This is a genomic window from Companilactobacillus paralimentarius (genome assembly GCF_963227125.1).
Classification (GTDB): domain Bacteria; phylum Bacillota; class Bacilli; order Lactobacillales; family Lactobacillaceae; genus Companilactobacillus; species Companilactobacillus paralimentarius.
The window spans coordinates 1,751,961-1,769,215 of the sequence record NZ_OY724131.1 but is presented as its reverse complement, the minus strand read 5'-3'; the positions used below and the strand labels follow the sequence as shown (position 1 = coordinate 1,769,215).

Annotated in this window: 17 protein-coding genes and 1 pseudogene; 14 read left to right on the top strand and 4 right to left on the bottom strand. The window is 34.9% G+C overall.

Features of this window, described 5'->3' with window-relative positions:
- Window positions 1-119: 119 nt before the first annotated feature.
- The 3 genes from ACI6PB_RS08590 to ACI6PB_RS08580 all read left to right on the top strand — a co-directional run bounded on the left by ACI6PB_RS08590 (window position 120) and on the right by ACI6PB_RS08580 (window position 1,838).
- Window positions 120-272: a hypothetical protein gene (locus tag ACI6PB_RS08590; RefSeq protein WP_404327302.1), complete on the top strand. Its 153-nt coding sequence runs from the start codon at window positions 120-122 to the stop codon at window positions 270-272.
- Window positions 248-712, top strand: a complete 465-nt coding sequence (locus ACI6PB_RS08585; RefSeq protein ID WP_404327972.1) for a WxL domain-containing protein — start codon at window positions 248-250, stop codon at window positions 710-712. The genes ACI6PB_RS08590 and ACI6PB_RS08585 overlap by 25 nt, the downstream gene beginning before the upstream one ends.
- A 67-nt stretch (window positions 713-779) precedes the next feature.
- Window positions 780-1,838: a DUF916 and DUF3324 domain-containing protein gene (locus ACI6PB_RS08580; protein ID WP_309510820.1), complete on the top strand. Its 1,059-nt coding sequence runs from the start codon at window positions 780-782 to the stop codon at window positions 1,836-1,838.
- Between the two features lie 350 nt (window positions 1,839-2,188).
- Here ACI6PB_RS08580 and ACI6PB_RS08575 read toward each other — a convergent pair whose 3' ends face one another.
- A complete protein-coding gene (locus tag ACI6PB_RS08575) occupies window positions 2,189-2,500 on the bottom strand; it encodes a multidrug efflux SMR transporter (protein WP_025085963.1) in 312 nt (103 codons plus the stop codon).
- Between the two features lie 168 nt (window positions 2,501-2,668).
- Here ACI6PB_RS08575 and ACI6PB_RS08570 point away from each other — a divergent pair, with 168 nt between their 5' ends.
- The 3 genes and pseudogenes from ACI6PB_RS08570 (at window position 2,669) to ACI6PB_RS08560 (ending at window position 6,896) form a co-directional block, all read left to right on the top strand.
- Window positions 2,669-3,859, top strand: coding sequence for an NADH-dependent flavin oxidoreductase (locus ACI6PB_RS08570; protein ID WP_404277875.1), 1,191 nt, complete (start codon window positions 2,669-2,671; stop codon window positions 3,857-3,859).
- 141 nt (window positions 3,860-4,000) lie between these two features.
- Window positions 4,001-4,699, top strand: a complete 699-nt coding sequence (locus ACI6PB_RS08565; protein WP_404327301.1) for a hypothetical protein — start codon at window positions 4,001-4,003, stop codon at window positions 4,697-4,699.
- A 101-nt stretch (window positions 4,700-4,800) separates the two neighbouring features.
- Window positions 4,801-6,896, top strand: a pseudogene (locus ACI6PB_RS08560) (LTA synthase family protein).
- A gap of 111 nt (window positions 6,897-7,007) precedes the next feature.
- Here ACI6PB_RS08560 and ACI6PB_RS08555 read toward each other — a convergent pair.
- Both ACI6PB_RS08555 and ACI6PB_RS08550 read right to left on the bottom strand, forming a co-directional pair.
- Window positions 7,008-8,051, bottom strand: coding sequence for a zinc-binding dehydrogenase (locus tag ACI6PB_RS08555; RefSeq protein ID WP_056955799.1), 1,044 nt, complete (start codon window positions 8,049-8,051; stop codon window positions 7,008-7,010).
- A gap of 70 nt (window positions 8,052-8,121) precedes the next feature.
- Window positions 8,122-8,925 (bottom strand): fumarylacetoacetate hydrolase family protein, encoded by an 804-nt coding sequence (locus ACI6PB_RS08550; protein WP_025085966.1) that lies wholly within the window; start codon window positions 8,923-8,925, stop codon window positions 8,122-8,124.
- Window positions 8,926-9,073: 148 nt separating this feature from the next.
- On the opposite strand from ACI6PB_RS08550, the gene ACI6PB_RS08545 reads away from it, so the two are divergent.
- From ACI6PB_RS08545 to ACI6PB_RS08535, 3 genes are read left to right on the top strand one after another with little or no spacing between them, the layout of a single operon-like run.
- Window positions 9,074-9,781: an AzlC family ABC transporter permease gene (locus ACI6PB_RS08545; protein ID WP_025086163.1), complete on the top strand. Its 708-nt coding sequence runs from the start codon at window positions 9,074-9,076 to the stop codon at window positions 9,779-9,781.
- Window positions 9,768-10,094 (top strand): AzlD domain-containing protein, encoded by a 327-nt coding sequence (locus tag ACI6PB_RS08540; protein WP_025086162.1) that lies wholly within the window; start codon window positions 9,768-9,770, stop codon window positions 10,092-10,094. Before ACI6PB_RS08545 ends, ACI6PB_RS08540 begins: the two co-directional genes overlap by 14 nt.
- 23 nt (window positions 10,095-10,117) lie before the next feature.
- On the top strand, window positions 10,118-11,131 hold the full coding sequence (locus ACI6PB_RS08535; protein WP_404327300.1) for a zinc-binding dehydrogenase: 1,014 nt from the start codon (window positions 10,118-10,120) through the stop codon (window positions 11,129-11,131).
- A 15-nt stretch (window positions 11,132-11,146) separates the two neighbouring features.
- On the opposite strand, the gene ACI6PB_RS08530 is transcribed toward ACI6PB_RS08535, so the two are convergent.
- Window positions 11,147-11,824 carry a dihydrofolate reductase family protein gene (locus tag ACI6PB_RS08530; protein WP_025086160.1) on the bottom strand — a complete coding sequence of 226 codons (678 nt, stop codon included), beginning with the start codon at window positions 11,822-11,824 and terminating at the stop codon, window positions 11,147-11,149.
- A gap of 157 nt (window positions 11,825-11,981) precedes the next feature.
- Here ACI6PB_RS08530 and ACI6PB_RS08525 point away from each other — a divergent pair, with 157 nt between their 5' ends.
- From ACI6PB_RS08525 to ACI6PB_RS08505, 5 genes are all read left to right on the top strand, one after another.
- Window positions 11,982-12,512, top strand: coding sequence for a PadR family transcriptional regulator (locus ACI6PB_RS08525; RefSeq protein WP_025086159.1), 531 nt, complete (start codon window positions 11,982-11,984; stop codon window positions 12,510-12,512).
- 54 nt (window positions 12,513-12,566) lie between these two features.
- A complete protein-coding gene (locus tag ACI6PB_RS08520; protein WP_404327971.1) occupies window positions 12,567-13,715 on the top strand; it encodes an MFS transporter in 1,149 nt (382 codons plus the stop codon).
- A gap of 280 nt (window positions 13,716-13,995) precedes the next feature.
- A complete protein-coding gene (locus tag ACI6PB_RS08515) occupies window positions 13,996-15,162 on the top strand; it encodes a cation:proton antiporter (RefSeq protein WP_404327299.1) in 1,167 nt (388 codons plus the stop codon).
- Window positions 15,163-15,172: 10 nt separating this feature from the next.
- Window positions 15,173-15,787: a TMEM175 family protein gene (locus ACI6PB_RS08510; protein WP_034544413.1), complete on the top strand. Its 615-nt coding sequence runs from the start codon at window positions 15,173-15,175 to the stop codon at window positions 15,785-15,787.
- Window positions 15,788-16,124: 337 nt separating this feature from the next.
- Window positions 16,125-17,225 (top strand): lactate oxidase, encoded by a 1,101-nt coding sequence (locus ACI6PB_RS08505; protein ID WP_025086145.1) that lies wholly within the window; start codon window positions 16,125-16,127, stop codon window positions 17,223-17,225.
- Window positions 17,226-17,255: the final 30 nt, after the last annotated feature.

Sequence of the window (17,255 nt, the reverse complement as noted above, 5' to 3'; positions counted from 1 at the left end):
AGATTGAAAGAGATCTCTATGTGATGGGTATTTCTCCAATCAAGCAGAGTCCGATTGATCCATCACATTAGGACTCTGTTTCATAGCGACCAACAGTCGTTTATGAGGGGGAAAATATTATGAAAAAACTCGTAAGAAATAGCATGTTAGTAGGGGCAGCTGTTTTAGGAATTGGTTCGTTAGGTGCAGTCGCTCAAGCAGCAGCACAACACCTGCACCACCAGTTACAAGAACAGCCACGGCCGATATTACGCCTGGAACGATCACTTTAAGTTCGGCCCCTAGTTTTCAATTTGGTACAGTAGCAGCTTCAGCAAACGATATTTCATATACATCAACTTCCACATCAGGAATCTTGGATATCGCTGATGCTGGTACTGGTACTGGATATACTGTAACTGTTGCGGCATCACCATTCACGGCAACAGGCGGCGCAGCCTTAAAGAATGCACAACTATTATTAGATAATAAAGAGAAAGATCCTATTAAAGCAGATGATGTTGATAATGTATCAACACCTCCAACACTTGTCGCAAAGCTTTCACTATCAAGTTCACCAGTAACTGTTGTTAGTGCTGCAGCTGGTAGTGGTGTAGGTGCCTATACTGGAACATATGGTTCTACTGATGCCTCACTTAAGGTTCCAGCTGGTAATATTGGCGGATCCTACAGTTCAACCTTAACATGGACGTTAGCTAATGCACCTGCTTAAATATAAAAATTGAGGGCTTGTAACTTAATTGTTGCATGCTCTCTTTTTTTCTTCGGGAGATGATATTTTGAAGAAGCGTATTTGGATTTTCATGTTGTTTTTAATTAGTGTTATAACTTTTGGTTGTTTAGGAACCCAAGATGTTTCGGCCGCCACCTCAGAAGCTCAACCAGCAGTGACTTATAATATTGTGCCAGAACTTTCAAATAATCAGATCGATAAAAAAGTCGGTTATTTTGATTTGAAAGTGACGCCAGATGAGAAGTTGCAAGCTAAATTTAAGATTAATAATAACGATACTAAAACGCATACTTATACTGTAATGGTGAACCGGGCATCGACTGATACCAATGGGGTAATAGTCTATAACGAACATAACGTTAAAGCTGATTCATCTTTGAAATATGATATTGAAAAATTAGTTACATATCCTAAGAGTGTTACTGTTGATGCAAAATCTTCTACAGAAGTAGTTGTGAACATTAATGCTCCGAAAGGAAATTTTGATGGCGTATTGTTAGGTGGTATCTTTATCGAACAAGATAATCAAGTTAGCAAGAGTAACGCTAAGGGTGTAACGTTAAAAAATAAGTATAATTATGTTCTAGGCCTACAATTGAGACAAAACACTGACACAGTTGAGCCAAATTTAAAACTGATCAAAGCATATGAAGATACTCAAAATGGACAAATTTCAGTCAATGCACTATTAGATAATGATGTGCCAAGATTGGAAGAAAAAGTTGATATCAAAGCAAAGATAACTTCAGAAAATGATAGTAAGAATGTTATTTTACAATCAGAGAAATCAAATATGTCAATTGCCCCAAACAGTTACTTTACTTATCCTATTAATGTTAATACAGTTATCGGTGCTAACAAGGATAAGAGATTAAAGTCAGGGACTTATATGATGTATTTGGATGTTAAGGCTAACAATGGGCAAAATATTTGGAAGCTTCAACGGAAATTTACGGTTACTGACAAGCAAAGCCGTGAAATCAATAAGAAGACGCCAGTTAAGAACAGTCATACTAAATCCAATATGGCTATCGTTGAAACAATTGCTGCAATTATAGTGGTTGCAGGGTTAGGTGTTTGGTATTACAAAAAACATAAAAAGTAAAACGAGATACGAATAAAAGAATCCAATAACTCACTTTTGGGGTTCTTACTCAAATTTGGTTAAAATGTGAATGTGCTTAAATTCCCGTCTTCCGCAAGAATTAGAAATGTATTGGAACGCGATGGATCTCCAAGATCAGCCTTATTGTAAGTGGCAAAGCCGCCAACAATAATCACATAGCTGAACTCATTTCCAATTCTTACTCCAGACCAAATAATTTTCCATTTAGTTTTCTTGTGGTAAGTATGTTTAATACGTAATTTTGTAAAATAAAAACGGCCTCTATTAAGAGATTCAAGTAAGGTATATATCTTGAATACTTAATGGAAACCGTTCTTTTTGTATTCCTATTAGAACACATTGATGAGAACTGTACCTGAGACGACTAAGAATAATCCTGCAATTGAGTAAACTGATAGTGTTTCGTGGTAGAAGACAATACCAGCAATAGTAACAAGAATTAGGCCAACGCTACCCCATGTAGCGTATGTAAGACTAAGTGGTAGTCTTTTAAGGACGTGGGAAAGAACAAATAGGCAGATAAAATATGACGTTAAAGTTCCCACTGTAGGTAATAGATTGGTAAAGCCATCAGTTTTCTTTAAAAGTGAAGTTCCTAAGACTTCGAAACCAATGGAGACCAATAATAGTAAGTAGTTCATAAGCTTTTCCTCATTCAAAATTTCTTTCAATATCATACACGAGTTTAAACAAAAAAACACCAATTATTTTTAAAAATGGAAAAATTCTTTCTATGAATCCATACATTTATGAAAGGGCTTACAAATGTCGATATTGTGATAATCTGAATTAGAAAGCGAGGGATTGCAATGGCAGATTATAAGTTTTTGAAACCATATACGTTTGAGAAGAAGGGAATTACAGTAAAGAATCGTATTGTTATTCCACCAATGACCGAGGAAATGAGTTTTTCAAATGGTGAAGTAACATCAGATGAATTGCGTTATTATCATATGCACAGTGGTGGCGCTGGAATGTTTGTGACTGCAGTTGCTAACGTTAATGCACTAGGTAAAGGTTTTGAAGGTGAACTTAGTGCCGAAGATGATAAGTTTATACCCAGCTTAAGAAAATTGGCTTCAGCTATGCATGTAAACGGTACGAAAGCCATTTTACAAATTTTTAGTGCTGGACGTATGTCTTCAACTGCTATTTTACGTGGACAACAACCAGTTAGCGCTAGTGCTGTTAAGGCAACTAGAAATAATTCAGAAGTACCACGTGAATTGACAGAAGAAGAAATTGAACAAACAATTAAAGATTTTGGTCAAGCAACAAGACGTGCGATTGAGGCGGGCTTTGATGGTGTTGAAATCCATGGTGCTAATACTTATTTGATTCAACAATTCTTCTCACCACACTCTAATCGTCGGACTGATAAATGGGGTGGATCAGTTGAAAAGAGAATGACTTTCCCATTGGCAGTAGTTGACGAAGTAGAAAATATTATCGAAAAGTACGCCGACAGACCATTTTTGATGGGGTATCGTATTTCTCCAGAAGAGATTGAAGATCCCGGTATCAGATTTGAAGATACTTTGAAATTAGTCGATGCCTTGAAAGAAAAGCCACTTGATTATCTTCATGTTTCAATGGGGAATGTTTGGAGAAAATCACTTAATGATAAGTCAGTTACTACACCATTGAACTTAACTATTAAAGAGCATATTGGTGATTTACCATTGATTGGCGTTGGTGATATTCAAACACCTGCTGATGCTGAAAAGGTTGTAGATGAAGGATTAGATTTTGCAGCCATTGGTCGTGAGAGTTTACGTGAGCCACATTGGGTTCAAAAAGTTGTCGCTGGTGATGAAGATGCTATTCGTTATACTATTGCTCCAGCAGATCATGAAGAGTTAGGTCTCTATGGTACTTTCTGGGACTTCTTAATTACGGCTTTTCATTCAGGTTTGCAGTTGAGTAGTGAACCACATACAGAAGAGAATCGTAAAGAATTTAGTGGTATTTTGGACCACATTTTTGGTGGTGGAGAGTAATGCTTAGAGCTGTCTGTGAAGACAGCTCTTTTTTTATAAAAAATTCTAATAAAAAGTTATATCAAACACCCAATTGACAGTGATAAAAACCTATATTAATTTTGTTAGTAAATATTTAATTGTTGTAGGGGATTGTTAAACTTGTTTGAGAATGATTGGAAATTATTTAAACTGCAATTAAAAATGATTATGCAAGAAAAGATTGTTTTCTTTTATACCTTGATAGTGCCAATAATCATGGCTTTTTTGAATAATAATCTTAATTTTCGAGGAAATGAAGTCTTATATATTTATTGGGCGTACATTGTTGTCACGACAGTCCTGAACGGTTTTTTAATGAATTTGATTCGGGTACGTGAAAGTGGATTTTTTAAACAACCGTCAGAATTGATCGATTCTAATTTTTCAATTTTGTTTACAGCCTTCTTTGCTCAACTGCTTGTTATACAGATACAAATTTTTATTTTTAATTTGACAATTGATTATTTTATAACGCCAGTATCATCATATACATTTTTATATGGATTTCTGGTTTCATTTTTAACAACAATTATCAGTATTTCGATGATGTCCATATTGTTACTTTTTAAATGTAAGCAAAGAACTTTTTATGTGATTATAAACTTTTTTCTATTTGGTGGATTATTGTTATTAAGTACCCTTCCAGAAGGAGTATGGAATTATATTTTGACAATGATTAATCCTTTTCAATTTATTTATGCACTCTATTCAGTACCGTGTATCATTAATTCCTTTAGTTTGATTTTAGGAGTATTTACCATTTGTTATATGTTAATTGGAATTATTGTCTTAAGCCGTTTGACCAAGAAGAATGAGTGATTTATTTTCAAATCAGAATAGTTAAATAATTCACAAATATGGTTGAAACTCCCATTTCACCTAGCCTATAGTTTAATTGCAGGTTAAATAGGGGTATATAAATGAAAAGAAAAAGCGATATAACAGTTAAATTAACCAGAACAAAATTGATTTTAATTTTGACGGCAATAATTTGGATAGAAACATTGTTAGTTTACTATGGGGATTTTAAGTTGGGAATTGAAGGTCCATTGCAAGTAATTATTTCTATCTTCAACCCGTTAGGTTTCATATTGCTTATTTTGAGTTTGGCTAATTTTTTTGTACGTAAAAAATCATTTGTGATTTCACTGATGGTATTATTTGCTTTAGAAACGATATTATTAGTTGCTAACGTTATTTATTATCGAGAGTTTTCTGATTTTATTTCAATAAATACAATGTTAAGTGCTCAAAAATTTAATGGTGCAATGGGAAAGAGTATTGCTACCCTAATTTCGCCGCATGATGTTATTTACTTGTTGAATTTGGGTTTAATTATAGGTCTACCATTCTTTACTAAGAATAATTTGATAACCATTCCTGTTAGGATGGTTAATAAAGTAGCTTTATCGTGTTTAAGTGCATTTCTAATCGTTCTGAATTTAACTATCTCTGAGATGAATCGACCTCAATTGTTAGGTAGAACCTTTGATCAAACTTATATTGTTAAGTATCTCGGATTGAACTTTTATATGGCTTATAATACGGCCAACAAGGTTAATGAGGATGCTGAAAAAAATAAAGTAACGACGGTCGATATTGATTCACCGTTACAAGAGGCTGCACAGATTTATGCGAAGCCAGATAAAAAATATTATGGAATTGCGCGTAAAAAAATGTCATTGTTATTCACTTAGAAAGCTTTCAACAATTTTTGATTAATATGAAGGTCAATGATCAAGAAGTAACACCATTCTTGAATAGTTTGTATTCAGATAAGAATACTGTCAGCTTTTCTAATTTTTTTCATGAAGTCGGGCAGGGCAAAACTAGTGATGCGGAAAATATGCTTGAGTCGGGATTATTTGGATTGCCGACAGGATCTTTATTTAACAAATTAGGACCAACAAATACTTTCCAGAGTGCTCCAGCTATTTTGAAACAAAAAGAAGGCTATACAAGTGCTGTCTTCCATGGAAATGTTGGTAGTTTTTATACAAGAAGCAAAACTTATAAGAGTATGGGCTACAACTACTTTTTCGATCAAGGTTATTTTAATCAAACTGAAGATTCTAATGTTGGTTTTGGATTGAAAGATAAATTGATGTTTAAGGAGAGTGTGAAATATTTAGAAAAACTGCAACAACCGTTTTATATGAAATACATTACACTAACAAATCATTATCCGTTTGATTTACCAGATGAAGACAATGACGGTTTTGTTAAACCGGAAACAAGCGATAGTGTCGTCAATAATTACTTTTTGACAGCACATTATTTGGATGCCTCGTTACGTGAATTTTTCAACTATCTGAAAGAAAGTGGATTGTATGATCGATCAGTTGTTATTCTGTATGGTGATCATTATGGTATTTCAGATGATAGGAATAAAGCTCTGGCACCATTGTTGGATAAAGATCCTGAACAGTGGGATGAATTTGACAATATTCAGTTACAAAGGGTTCCTTTTATGATTCATATGAAGGGAATCGCTGGTCATATTGATAATGAATATGGTGGTGAAATTGATGTATTACCAACTATTTTGCATTTATTAGGAATTAATACTAAGGATTATATTCAATTAGGAACTGACCTGTTTTCTAAGCAGCATGATAGTAACGTCATTTTTAGAAATAATGGAATGGTCAACAGAGAATATACTGTTTTAAAGAAATCAAATGATTCATACAATATTTATGATAATAAAACAGGAGAATTATTGAATATTGATCCTGCATCCGATTTGTATAAAAAGATTGTTGAAAAATATGAACAAGAACGTCATCTGTTGGATATATCAGATACTATTAATCAAAAGAATCTTTTGAGATTCTATACACCAATAGGATTCAAACCAGTTGACCCTACTGATTATGACTATGAAAATGAAGTAAGCCAGTTGGATAAGATAAATGATACATTGGGTAACTCATCGACAAGCGTGTATTCGCAGAATAATGATAAATCGACTGTTTCAATGTACAAAACTGATGCACCTGAAAGTACAGAATAAGTTCCTATACAATACCAACAATTAGGAAAAATAAAACAGCGTCTATCCAAGTTTCAGTACACTATAAAAGTGTCTTGAAACCTGAATAGGCGCTGTTATTTTTAATTTTAATTAATCACTAACAGCGACGTATGATTTGATAACTTTTCTATCAGTCATTTCTTGATAAGCATCGTTGATCTGGTCAAGATTGAAATTCTTTGTAAAGACTAATCCAGGATTGATTTCACCATCTAGAACAGCTTTTAGTAGGCGACTCTTGTCATAAGTAGTAACAGAAGCAGGACCACCGGCGATAATGATATTCTTACCGAATGATGTAGCAATATCCATCTTTCCGGTATGTGGCAAACCGACACGGCCGACAACAGAACCAGGACGACCGACTTTCAAAGCTGTTTCAGTAGATAATTCAGTACCAACACATTCCAAAACGGCATCGGCACCAAAGCCATTAGTTAATTCTAAGATCTTCTTAACACCTTCATCACCACGTTCAGCAACATTATCAGTTGCACCGAATTTTGCGGCTAAAGCTTGGCGGTCGGGGTGACGGCTAGTTGAAATGATTTTTTTAGCACCAAGTAATTTGGCAGAAATGATTCCGCAAAGTCCTACGGCTCCATCGCCCATGACAACGACAGTATCACCATGTTTAACGTTAGCAACGGTTGCAGCATGGTAACCAGTAGCCATAACATCAGCTAGAGTCAAAAGTGATTTGAGCATATTTTCACTGTAATCACCGGGTTTTCCGGGAATCTTAACTAAAGCCCATTGACCATGTTGGAATCTAATGTATTCAGCTTGATTACCGTTACTGAAGTTATCAGTATGAGATTGACAATCTCCATCGAAACCAGCTAAACAGGCAGGACAATGTCCACAACCATGTGTAAATGGGGCAATTACGAAATCGCCTGCTTTAACAGTTGTAATATCGGAACCAACATCTTGAACGATACCAATGGCTTCATGTCCTGAATTCTCAGAGTGTTCTTTTTTATCCTCTAGATCACGATAAGCCCATAAATCTGATCCGCAAACACATGTCCGAACAACTTTAATAATAACGTCATCAGGTTGTTTAATCTTAGGAATATCAACATTTTCAATATCCACTTGCCCGACTTTTTCAAAGATTGCTTTTTTCATAAATGATCCTCCCTTATTTGTTAATTCAATTATAGCGTTTTTAAAAAATGTTTTGGTATTAATTAAAACCCTATTTCAAATTGATCGTTAGTTGTCCTAATTGTTCAATTTTACTAATTAATTGATCGCCTGATTTGAGAAATTCTTGAGGATTTCGTCCTGCACCGACTCCACCAGGAGTACCAGTAAAAATAAGATCTCCTGAGTACAATTCGGTAATAGATGATAAGTAGCTAACCAATTTTTCAGGCCCAAAGATTAAATTGCCCAATTTACTGTGTTGTTTTTCGACACCATTTAATTCGGTAGTAATAGTTAAGTCGTTTAAATCTGTGATTTCATCCGGCGTCGTTAACCAAGGCCCAATGGGTGAGAAGTTCTCATAAGATTTTGCCAAAGAAAATTGTGGATTGTCATTAGCAAATTGTAATTGGCGATCAGATAGATCTTGTCCAACCATGTAACCAGCAATGTGTTGACTCGCAAGATTCTGGCTAATATTACGTCCTCCTTTGCTAATAACAATGACTAGTTCTGTTTCCCAGTCTGTTTTAGGACTAGGAATTTTGACAGTTGGATTAGGACCGGTCAAGGAACTGATGAATTTGGTAAAAATATTGGGAACCTGAGGTTCTTTAGTGTGAAGTTCATTCAAATGATCTCGGTAATTGAAGCCAACTGCGAAAATTTGTTTGGGGTTAGTTATAGGTAAAGAAAAACTTTCCATTGTCGGTAATACACGTTCGCGGCTCAAAAATAATTTTTCTTTTAGATTGGGTAAGATAGACTGTATATCTTTGACGCCATTAATGAGTTGTAAAGTATGATTATCATTAATAATGGCGGCCCTACCAAGGTACATTCCTAATTTCATGATTATGCCTCTTTCATATAGAACTTTATTCTATTTTAATACATAAAAAACTTATTTATGTTATTAACACAAATAAAAACCCTGGTCTAATTGACATATAAGTAAATTAAAATTATTATAATATTTTATGTGAAAGAGGGGATTATCAATAGATGACAGTTTAAGCATTGAGAGTGCCATAAAGGATACATTGCCAACCGTTTTTGGTTACATCGGAATTGGCATTTCTTTTGGTATTGTCGCGGCATCTGCGGGGATGAGTGTGTTAATGGCAACTTTGATGTCGTTGATCGTATACGCAGGGTCGGCACAATTTATTTTAGTTAGTCTATTGGCAATTGGAACACCGATTATTTCAATTGTCTTGTCAGTTTTTTTGGTCAATTCACGAATGGTATTGATGAGTATGACCACAGCCAATTTTTTTAAAAAGAATTCAATATTTGAAAATATTGTTATAGGCAGTTTGATTACGGATGAAAGTTTTGCTTTAAGTATGAATAAACTTAATTATACCGATGGTAAACTTTCATTTAAGTGGTTCAATACTGTTAATTTATTAGCCTACTTAGTTTGGGCAGCATCGACGATGGTTGGAGCTATGTTGGGTAAAGTCATTAGTGATCCAGAAAAATTGGGTTTGGATTTTGCCTTAGTAGCGATGTTCATTGGTTTATTGTATCTACAATTGATTAGTGATAAATCAATTTCCTTAAGAGTCCAATTGATTGTTGTAGTTATTATGTTGCCGTTAGTTTATTTCGGTCTGATTTTTATTTCCAGTGATTTATTGATTTTGGTTGTTACCTTAATCGGCTGTGCGTTAGGAGTGATTTTAAAACATGCCATCAACTAAATTTATTTTGTGGACATTAATTGCCTGTGGGTTGACAACCTGGTTGTCCAGAGTTTTGCCATTTGTTTTATTGAAAAAATTTAATCTACCTGCGAAAGTAGTTGAATTTCTGGGATTTGTTCCTATTACTATTATGGCGGCCTTATGGTTTGAGAATCTCTTTCACCAACATATTGGTCATTTACCGCAAATTGATTATCCTAATTTGATTGCTTCAATACCAACCGTACTGACAGCTGTTTTGACTAAAAAACTACTGTTGATTGTGGTTGTAGGCATTATTTCCTTAGCATTAGTCCGATTAGCTATATAATAATGCTAATGGGAGGAAAGTTAATGAAAGCCATTGTTGTTAGAAAAGCTGGAGGACCAGAAGTTTTGAATTATGAGGATGTTCCAACTCCTCAGGTAAAACCAGGTTGGTCATTAGTTCAGATTAAGGGTTTTGGTGTCAATCATTCTGAAATTTTTACGCGTCAAGGATTGTCACCTAGTGTCAAATTTCCACGTATCTTAGGTATTGAATGTGTTGGTGTCGTAATTGATAGTACTTCGGATGAATTGAAAGTCGGACAAAAAGTTATTTCTATTATGGGTGAAATGGGACGTGATTTCGATGGCTCATATGCTGAGGATGTGTTATTACCAAATGAGCAGATCTATCCAGTTCAGACTGATTTAAAATGGTCTGATTTGGCTGCTGTACCAGAAACTTTTTATACCGCATTTGGTTCTTTGAAACATCTTCAAATAAAAGCAGATGATCCGATTTTAATTCGTTCCGGTGCTAGTGGTGTAGGTGTTTCGACTTTACGATTACTTAAAGCTAAATATCCGACTATGAAGATTACTGGCTCGGTTAGAAGTCTTAAGAAAAAAGATGTTCTTTTGGACGCTGGTTATGATTCAGTGATTGAGGATAAAAATGGACACTTACAAACGGATAAAAAATTTAATAAAATTTTAGAGTTGGTTGGACCAGCTACCCTGAAGGATACATTTAATCATGTTTTGCCATATGGAATAGTCTGCAACACTGGTGAATTAGGTGGACAGTGGTATATGGATGGTTTTGAACCAATTAGTGATATTCATGAAGGAGCTTTATTAACATCGTTGTCCTCAGGTGAAGTTAATAGTCAAAAACTCAATGAGATGCTGGATTATATAAAACATTATCATGTTGAAGTTTCACCAACTAAAATTTATAGATTAGATCAAGTTAAAGATGCCCATGAGTATTTAGAGAGTGGCCATAACTTGGGTAAGGTAGTTATTGTTAATTTAATTGTAATGAGATTGGATATGTTTATGTCTGATCTCTTTTTTTGTTTTCTTAATTATAAATAGAATGTTTGTTTTTCGTTATTTAACTAAATATCGTAACCAAACAGCACCATCTTCGAATGTTTGAGCACTCTGTAATTTCAATGGCATTGGTTTACGGTTTTGAGGTCGGCCATCAAAAACAGCAGGCATTCCTTGGCGTCCATCAACTCCAGGTCCAATGAGCAAACTGATTTCATCTGTTAAATCAGCATCTAAAAATGATCCATCAATATGTCCACCACCGACAATTGCCATTCTTTCAACATTGAATTGTTCTACCAGGATTTCTACGGCTCTAGCTAAGTCAATTTGAATTTTTCCGGTGGCAATCCAAGAAATCTGCTTAGAATCTAGGTAATCTAAATAATCTTTTTTTACTTGTTCACTAGTAATAATGATGTGTGGCTTACTGTAGTTATAGTCTTCGTCCCAGAGCAAGACTCCCTTGGTATCGACAATTACTTCATATCCGGCAGCATCGTTTTTTTTATTGAAAGATTCTTTATTAAGTGGTTCGTTAGTCTTTGATTCAAATTTTCCAGTCTGTGCTAATTCTAGTTGAGCGGTAACACGACCACTTAAAGTAGTAGGGGTTTCAATAGCCTTTAAAGTTGAGTAGTATTCTTGTGTTCCTTGAAGTTGAGCAGTCATATCACAATCGATACGACCGTCAATTGATGTCATCATGTGACAAATAATATAAGGTTTAGTCATAATAAAGCTCCTCGATAATTTAATTTATAAATTAACCTTATTACCTAAAGTCGACTTGAGGTCAAGATTAAATTTGAATTTGACAACAATATTGAGCTGATATATATTAGAAAAGTTGATTATGTATCAGTCTGATATATGTAAGGAAGGTAAATTTATGTATGACTTATTTGTCTTAGGACAACTTATGGATGAGTCGATGAGTGGTTATTTGATGCGACAGATTTTGCAACAAATTGTTGGTCGACAGAGAAAAATTAGTTTTGGCATGATTTATCCATTATTTAAACGTTTAAATGAAGCTGGTTACATTACTCTTGATGATCGAACTGATGTGGGAAAACGTTCAAAAAAGGTGGCAACAATTACTGATCGCGGTCGGACTAGGTTCAAAGAATTAATGGTAGAAAAGGTACCTTTGAATCCTAATTTGGAGTTCACTTACAGTGTTAAATTTCGTAATTTTCATCTAGTAGAACCTAAGTTACGTCAAGAAATTTTAAACGAATATAAGGATTATTTGCTGGAAAATCAAGAATCGTTACACCAACAAGTAATTGACATGAAGAAGACACCTATTTCGGCTCCTGATTTAGAAAATGCTAAATGGGTGATTTCATTAAAACAAGTGCAGATGAAAGCTGCTTTACAATGGGTTGATTCGTCACTGAAGAAATTTACAGAATAGGGAGATTTTAGTTTGGAAGAGACGGAGACTTTGTCAAAAAAGACCATCTTATTGATGGCGGTGGTGACTGGAGTTATTGTTGCCAATTTGAATTTTATTCAGCCAATTGAAAATTTGATTGCGACTGATTTCAATATTTCTAAGTCGGTTGTCGGGATGTTGGCCATGATTACGCAACTGGGTTATGCGTTTGGCTTGTTATTGATTGTTCCATTAGGGGACATTTTCGATCGTTATCATTTGATTCAATTTATGATGATATTGTCGATTATTTCGTTATTATTAGCTTTTTGGGCACCGAATGCAGGAATATTTGCAGTAGCAACGGCCCTGATAGGGATAACTTCTGTGGCACCACAAATTATTATTCCATATGCTGGTTATCTGGCCCCAGTTTTACAACGAGGTAAAGTTTTGGGTATCGTATTGAGTGGCTTGTTGACCGGTATCTTATTATCACGTTCATTTAGTGGCCTGTTGGGGAGTATTATGCCTTGGCAATATATTTACTTGATTGCGGCTGGGGTAGATTTGATTTTTCTATTAATAGTGCATCTTTTTATGCCTCATGATAAACGAGGACATCGTGATTTGAAGTATTTTACTGTAATCAAAACTTTGCCCAAACTATTTGTTGAACAAAAAGAATTACGCGGTTCAGCCATTAATGGTTTTTGTATGTTTGGGATGTCCAATGTTTTGTGGTCTACATTAGCATTTTATTTGGCAGCTCAATATCATTTAGGTAGTAGTGTTGCAGGATTGTTAGGCTTATTAGGAATTGCTGGTATTCTGGTGGCACCTTGGGTTGGCAATTTGGTTGATCAGAAATCTCCTAAGTTAACAATTGGTCTAAGTATGATTTTATCTGGTTTAGCCTTTGTGGTTTTTTGGTTAGTGGGATTTTGGATGATCGGTTTAATAATCGGAATTATATTACTTGACTTGGGAACACAATTCAGTCAGGTTTCTAATCAAGCAATCGTGCAATCATTGAATCGCCAACAGAGTAGTCGTAACAATTCGATTTTTATGTTTAGTTACTTTTTAGGTGGTTCAATCGGTACTTTAGCCGCAACTTGGGCTTGGAGTCGAATTGGTTGGATCGGCGTTTGTCTAGTAGCTTTAGCGTTCTTAGTTATCGCCGTTATTGATCATTTTGTTATCTGTGAACCTGAAAAATTGAATACTGAAGTAGAATAATTATCCAATTTACGAGTAATAAAATAAGTCTAGTGTAGTTACCATTTTTGGTGGTTGCTATACTGGGCTTTTTTAGATGGGAAAAACCATGCTCTGTTTCAAGTTGGTTTTTTTGACTTTTTATTGATAAATAATTATTGTTTTTGTTGTTAATTGATTTTTTATTTTGGGATAATTTTGTTTTAGAATAACTATGGTTCTATATTTTATAGTGGAAATGAGCTACGCAGGCAAAATACAGGAATCTAAGCGGGTCTGCTCAGCTCTCTGAGGTTTTGTTATGGAAAAATTTGCTTTATTGATTGTGCTATTTGCGGCTTTGATCACGCCACTTATTACGGCTAGGTTCCATTTGCAACGGATGCCGACAGCTATTTCAGAAATTATTATGGGGATTATTATTGGTAAGACTGGGTTCAATATTGTTCATCCAGATGTCAGTGTTCAATACATAGCTAATTTGGGTGTGATTATGTTGATCTTTTTGGGCGGAATGGAGATTGATTTTTCTCTCTTGGAACCTAAGAAGGATAAATCAGTTTATTCACCCTTGGGAAATTCTTTTGCCGGTTTCATGTCGATCTTTATTATGTCGATGATTTTGAGTGGTATTTTGTACGTTACTGGAATTTTCAGTGAATTTATTTTAGCAGTCATTTTATTCAGTACAATTGCTTTGGGTGTTATCATTTCACTCTTAAAAGAGGCTGGGTTACTAAATACCAATTACGGCCAAACGATTTTGTTAACGTCGGCGTTCGGGGAATTTATTCCTTTGGTGGCTTTGACAATTTATTCAGCTGTTAAGCAACAGCATTATATTTCTGTATTAGGATTGCCAGTTATTTTTATTATTGCAATTGTTCTATTGCATCGTTTCAATCGAATCTATGTTTTTTTTGATAAAATTGATAAATCGACGACGCAATTAGATATTCGTTTAGCGTTCTTCTTGATCTTTACTTTGGTTACTTTTGCTGAACAAATCGGTGCTGAAAGTATTTTGGGTTCTTTCTTAGCTGGGGCCGTAATGAAACTGTTGAAACCCAAACCTGATACTGAGGAAAAATTAAGTTCGATGGGATATGGTTTCTTTATTCCTGTTTTCTTCATTACTACAGGAGTAAATCTAAATTTGAGAACACTATTTACTAACAAACAGGCACTATTATTGATTCCAGTATTTCTAGTAGCATTCATTCTATCAAAGGCAATCGTCTACTTTGTCTTTCGTAAACGTTTTGGCAAACGTTATGCCAGTGCCGCTGCAATTGTTACGTCCACAACGATTACTTTAGTTTTGCCTATTTTACAAGTTGGACGAAATTTGAAATTGATTATTACTGCTCAGTCAGGGGCAATCACTTTGGCGGCTATTATTACTTGTTTAGTCTGTCCAATCGTCTTCAATAAGATACTTAGTTCAGATGATGAAGTTATAGAGTGAGGGGATTTTAGTGACTAAAGATAGATTATTGGCGTTTAGCGATGGCGTCTTTGCCATTTTAATTACTATTCTAGTTTTAGAATTTACAGTTCCAAATTTTAAATCTGGTCACTTATTGGAAGCCATGTTTCATCAATGGCCAATTCTGATAGCTTATGTAGTTTCATATTTTTATGTTGGTACTTTGTGGTTATTTCATCACGATTATTTTAATGCGCTCAAGGCCATCAATCGTAATTTAAATTTGATTAATCTTTTAATATTGTTCACAATTACATTGATTAATTATCCAATGGCATTAGTAGCCAATACATTAAGTCGGGGAAATTTGAACGATATCAGAGTAGCTTTTATTACGTATGATTTAGTAGCACTCATTATTTCGTTTATGTTTTACGTTCTGTACTCGTATATCGGAAAACATCACGAACTAAAATCTAATCGGATGGAAAATAGTGCTTTTGCTAAGAATAAATATGATCCTTTAATCAGCGTTAGTCTTTATATCCTGGCTATCATTAGTTCACTATTCTTCGTTCCATTAGGAGCATTTTTCTTGCTAGCAGGAATTGGCTTTCATTTTGTGGCTTATCTACGATTAAGTAATATTTTAGGACATAGGTAAGCTTGAGATTACAATCAAATAACGATTTTAAATTAAAAGAACAGTCCCCGTTAGGAATTCAAACTTGAATCTCTTAATAGAGACTGTTCTTGTTTATTAGTAGAGGACCTGTATTTGAGATAATTGTGAACTTCAATTAGCTCAAATCAGTGTTCACAGCGTTTCAGAACAATCGGGCTTGTTGTGAAAGACGGTATGCAGTATTAATATTAAATAAATTATTTCATTAATATTAAAAGAAAAATTGATATTTACGGAACAAATCTCAGCAAAATTTACAAATGTAGGTTAAACTGATCCTGTTGAACAAATACAAGTAAAAAGGACGGGATTTTTAATGAAAAAGAAGTATGAAGCAAGTACTGCTGAAAATCATGTAGACATTCTAAACATTGCTGGTCTAGAGGCTCGTGTGAAGGATCATATGAGTAATGAAAAGGGTGCCTTTGGTTATATCAGTGGTGGCTCTGAAGATGAATGGACTAAGAAACAAAATACTGAATCCTTTAATAAGAGAAAGATTTCTCCACGTGTACTTCAAGGTATTGATTATGCAGACCTAAGTACTAAATTATGGGATATTGATTTGAAGACTCCTATTATCCAAGCACCTTCAGCCGCTCAAGGATTAGCACATGTTAAAGGTGAAACTGACACAGCCAAGGGTGTAGCAGCTGCCGGTTCTATCTTCTCAATCAGTACTTATGCAAGTACATCAATTGAAGATGCTGCCGCCGCTGCCCCTGATGCTCCACAATTTTTCCAACTATATATGAGTAAAGATGATAAATTTAATGAATTTTTAATTAAGAAAGCTGTTGCTGCCGGTGCTAAGGCTATTGTCTTAACTGTTGATTCTACTTTAGGTGGTTATCGTGAAGCTGATGTTGCTAATAAGTTCCAATTCCCACTTCCAATGCCTAACTTGGCTGGTTATTCAGCTGGTGATGGTGAAGGCAAGGGAATCTCTGAGATTTATGCTTCAGCTAAACAAGGTATCGTACCTACAGACATTGAGAAGATTAAGAATATGTCCGGTCTACCAGTTATCGTTAAGGGAATTCAATCACCTGATGACGCTGAATTAGCTATTGACTTTGGTGCTGATGGTATTTGGGTATCTAACCATGGTGGCCGTCAATTAGATGGTGGTCCAGCCTCATTTGAAGTTTTACCAGATATTGCTGATGCAGTTGACCAACGTGTGCCAGTTATCTTCGATAGTGGTGTTCGTCGTGGTGAACATGTCTTCAAGGCTTTGGCTAGTGGTGCTGACTTAGTTGCTATTGGTCGTCCAATTATTTATGGATTGAACCTCGGTGGTGCTCAAGGTGTAACAGATGTTATTGAGCATTTGAATATGGAATTGTCTATTACTATGCAATTAGCTGGTACTAAGACAATCAATGATGTTAAAAACACTGAATTACTTTGGTAATAATAGTTTAATTTGACTTTAAATAGCGGT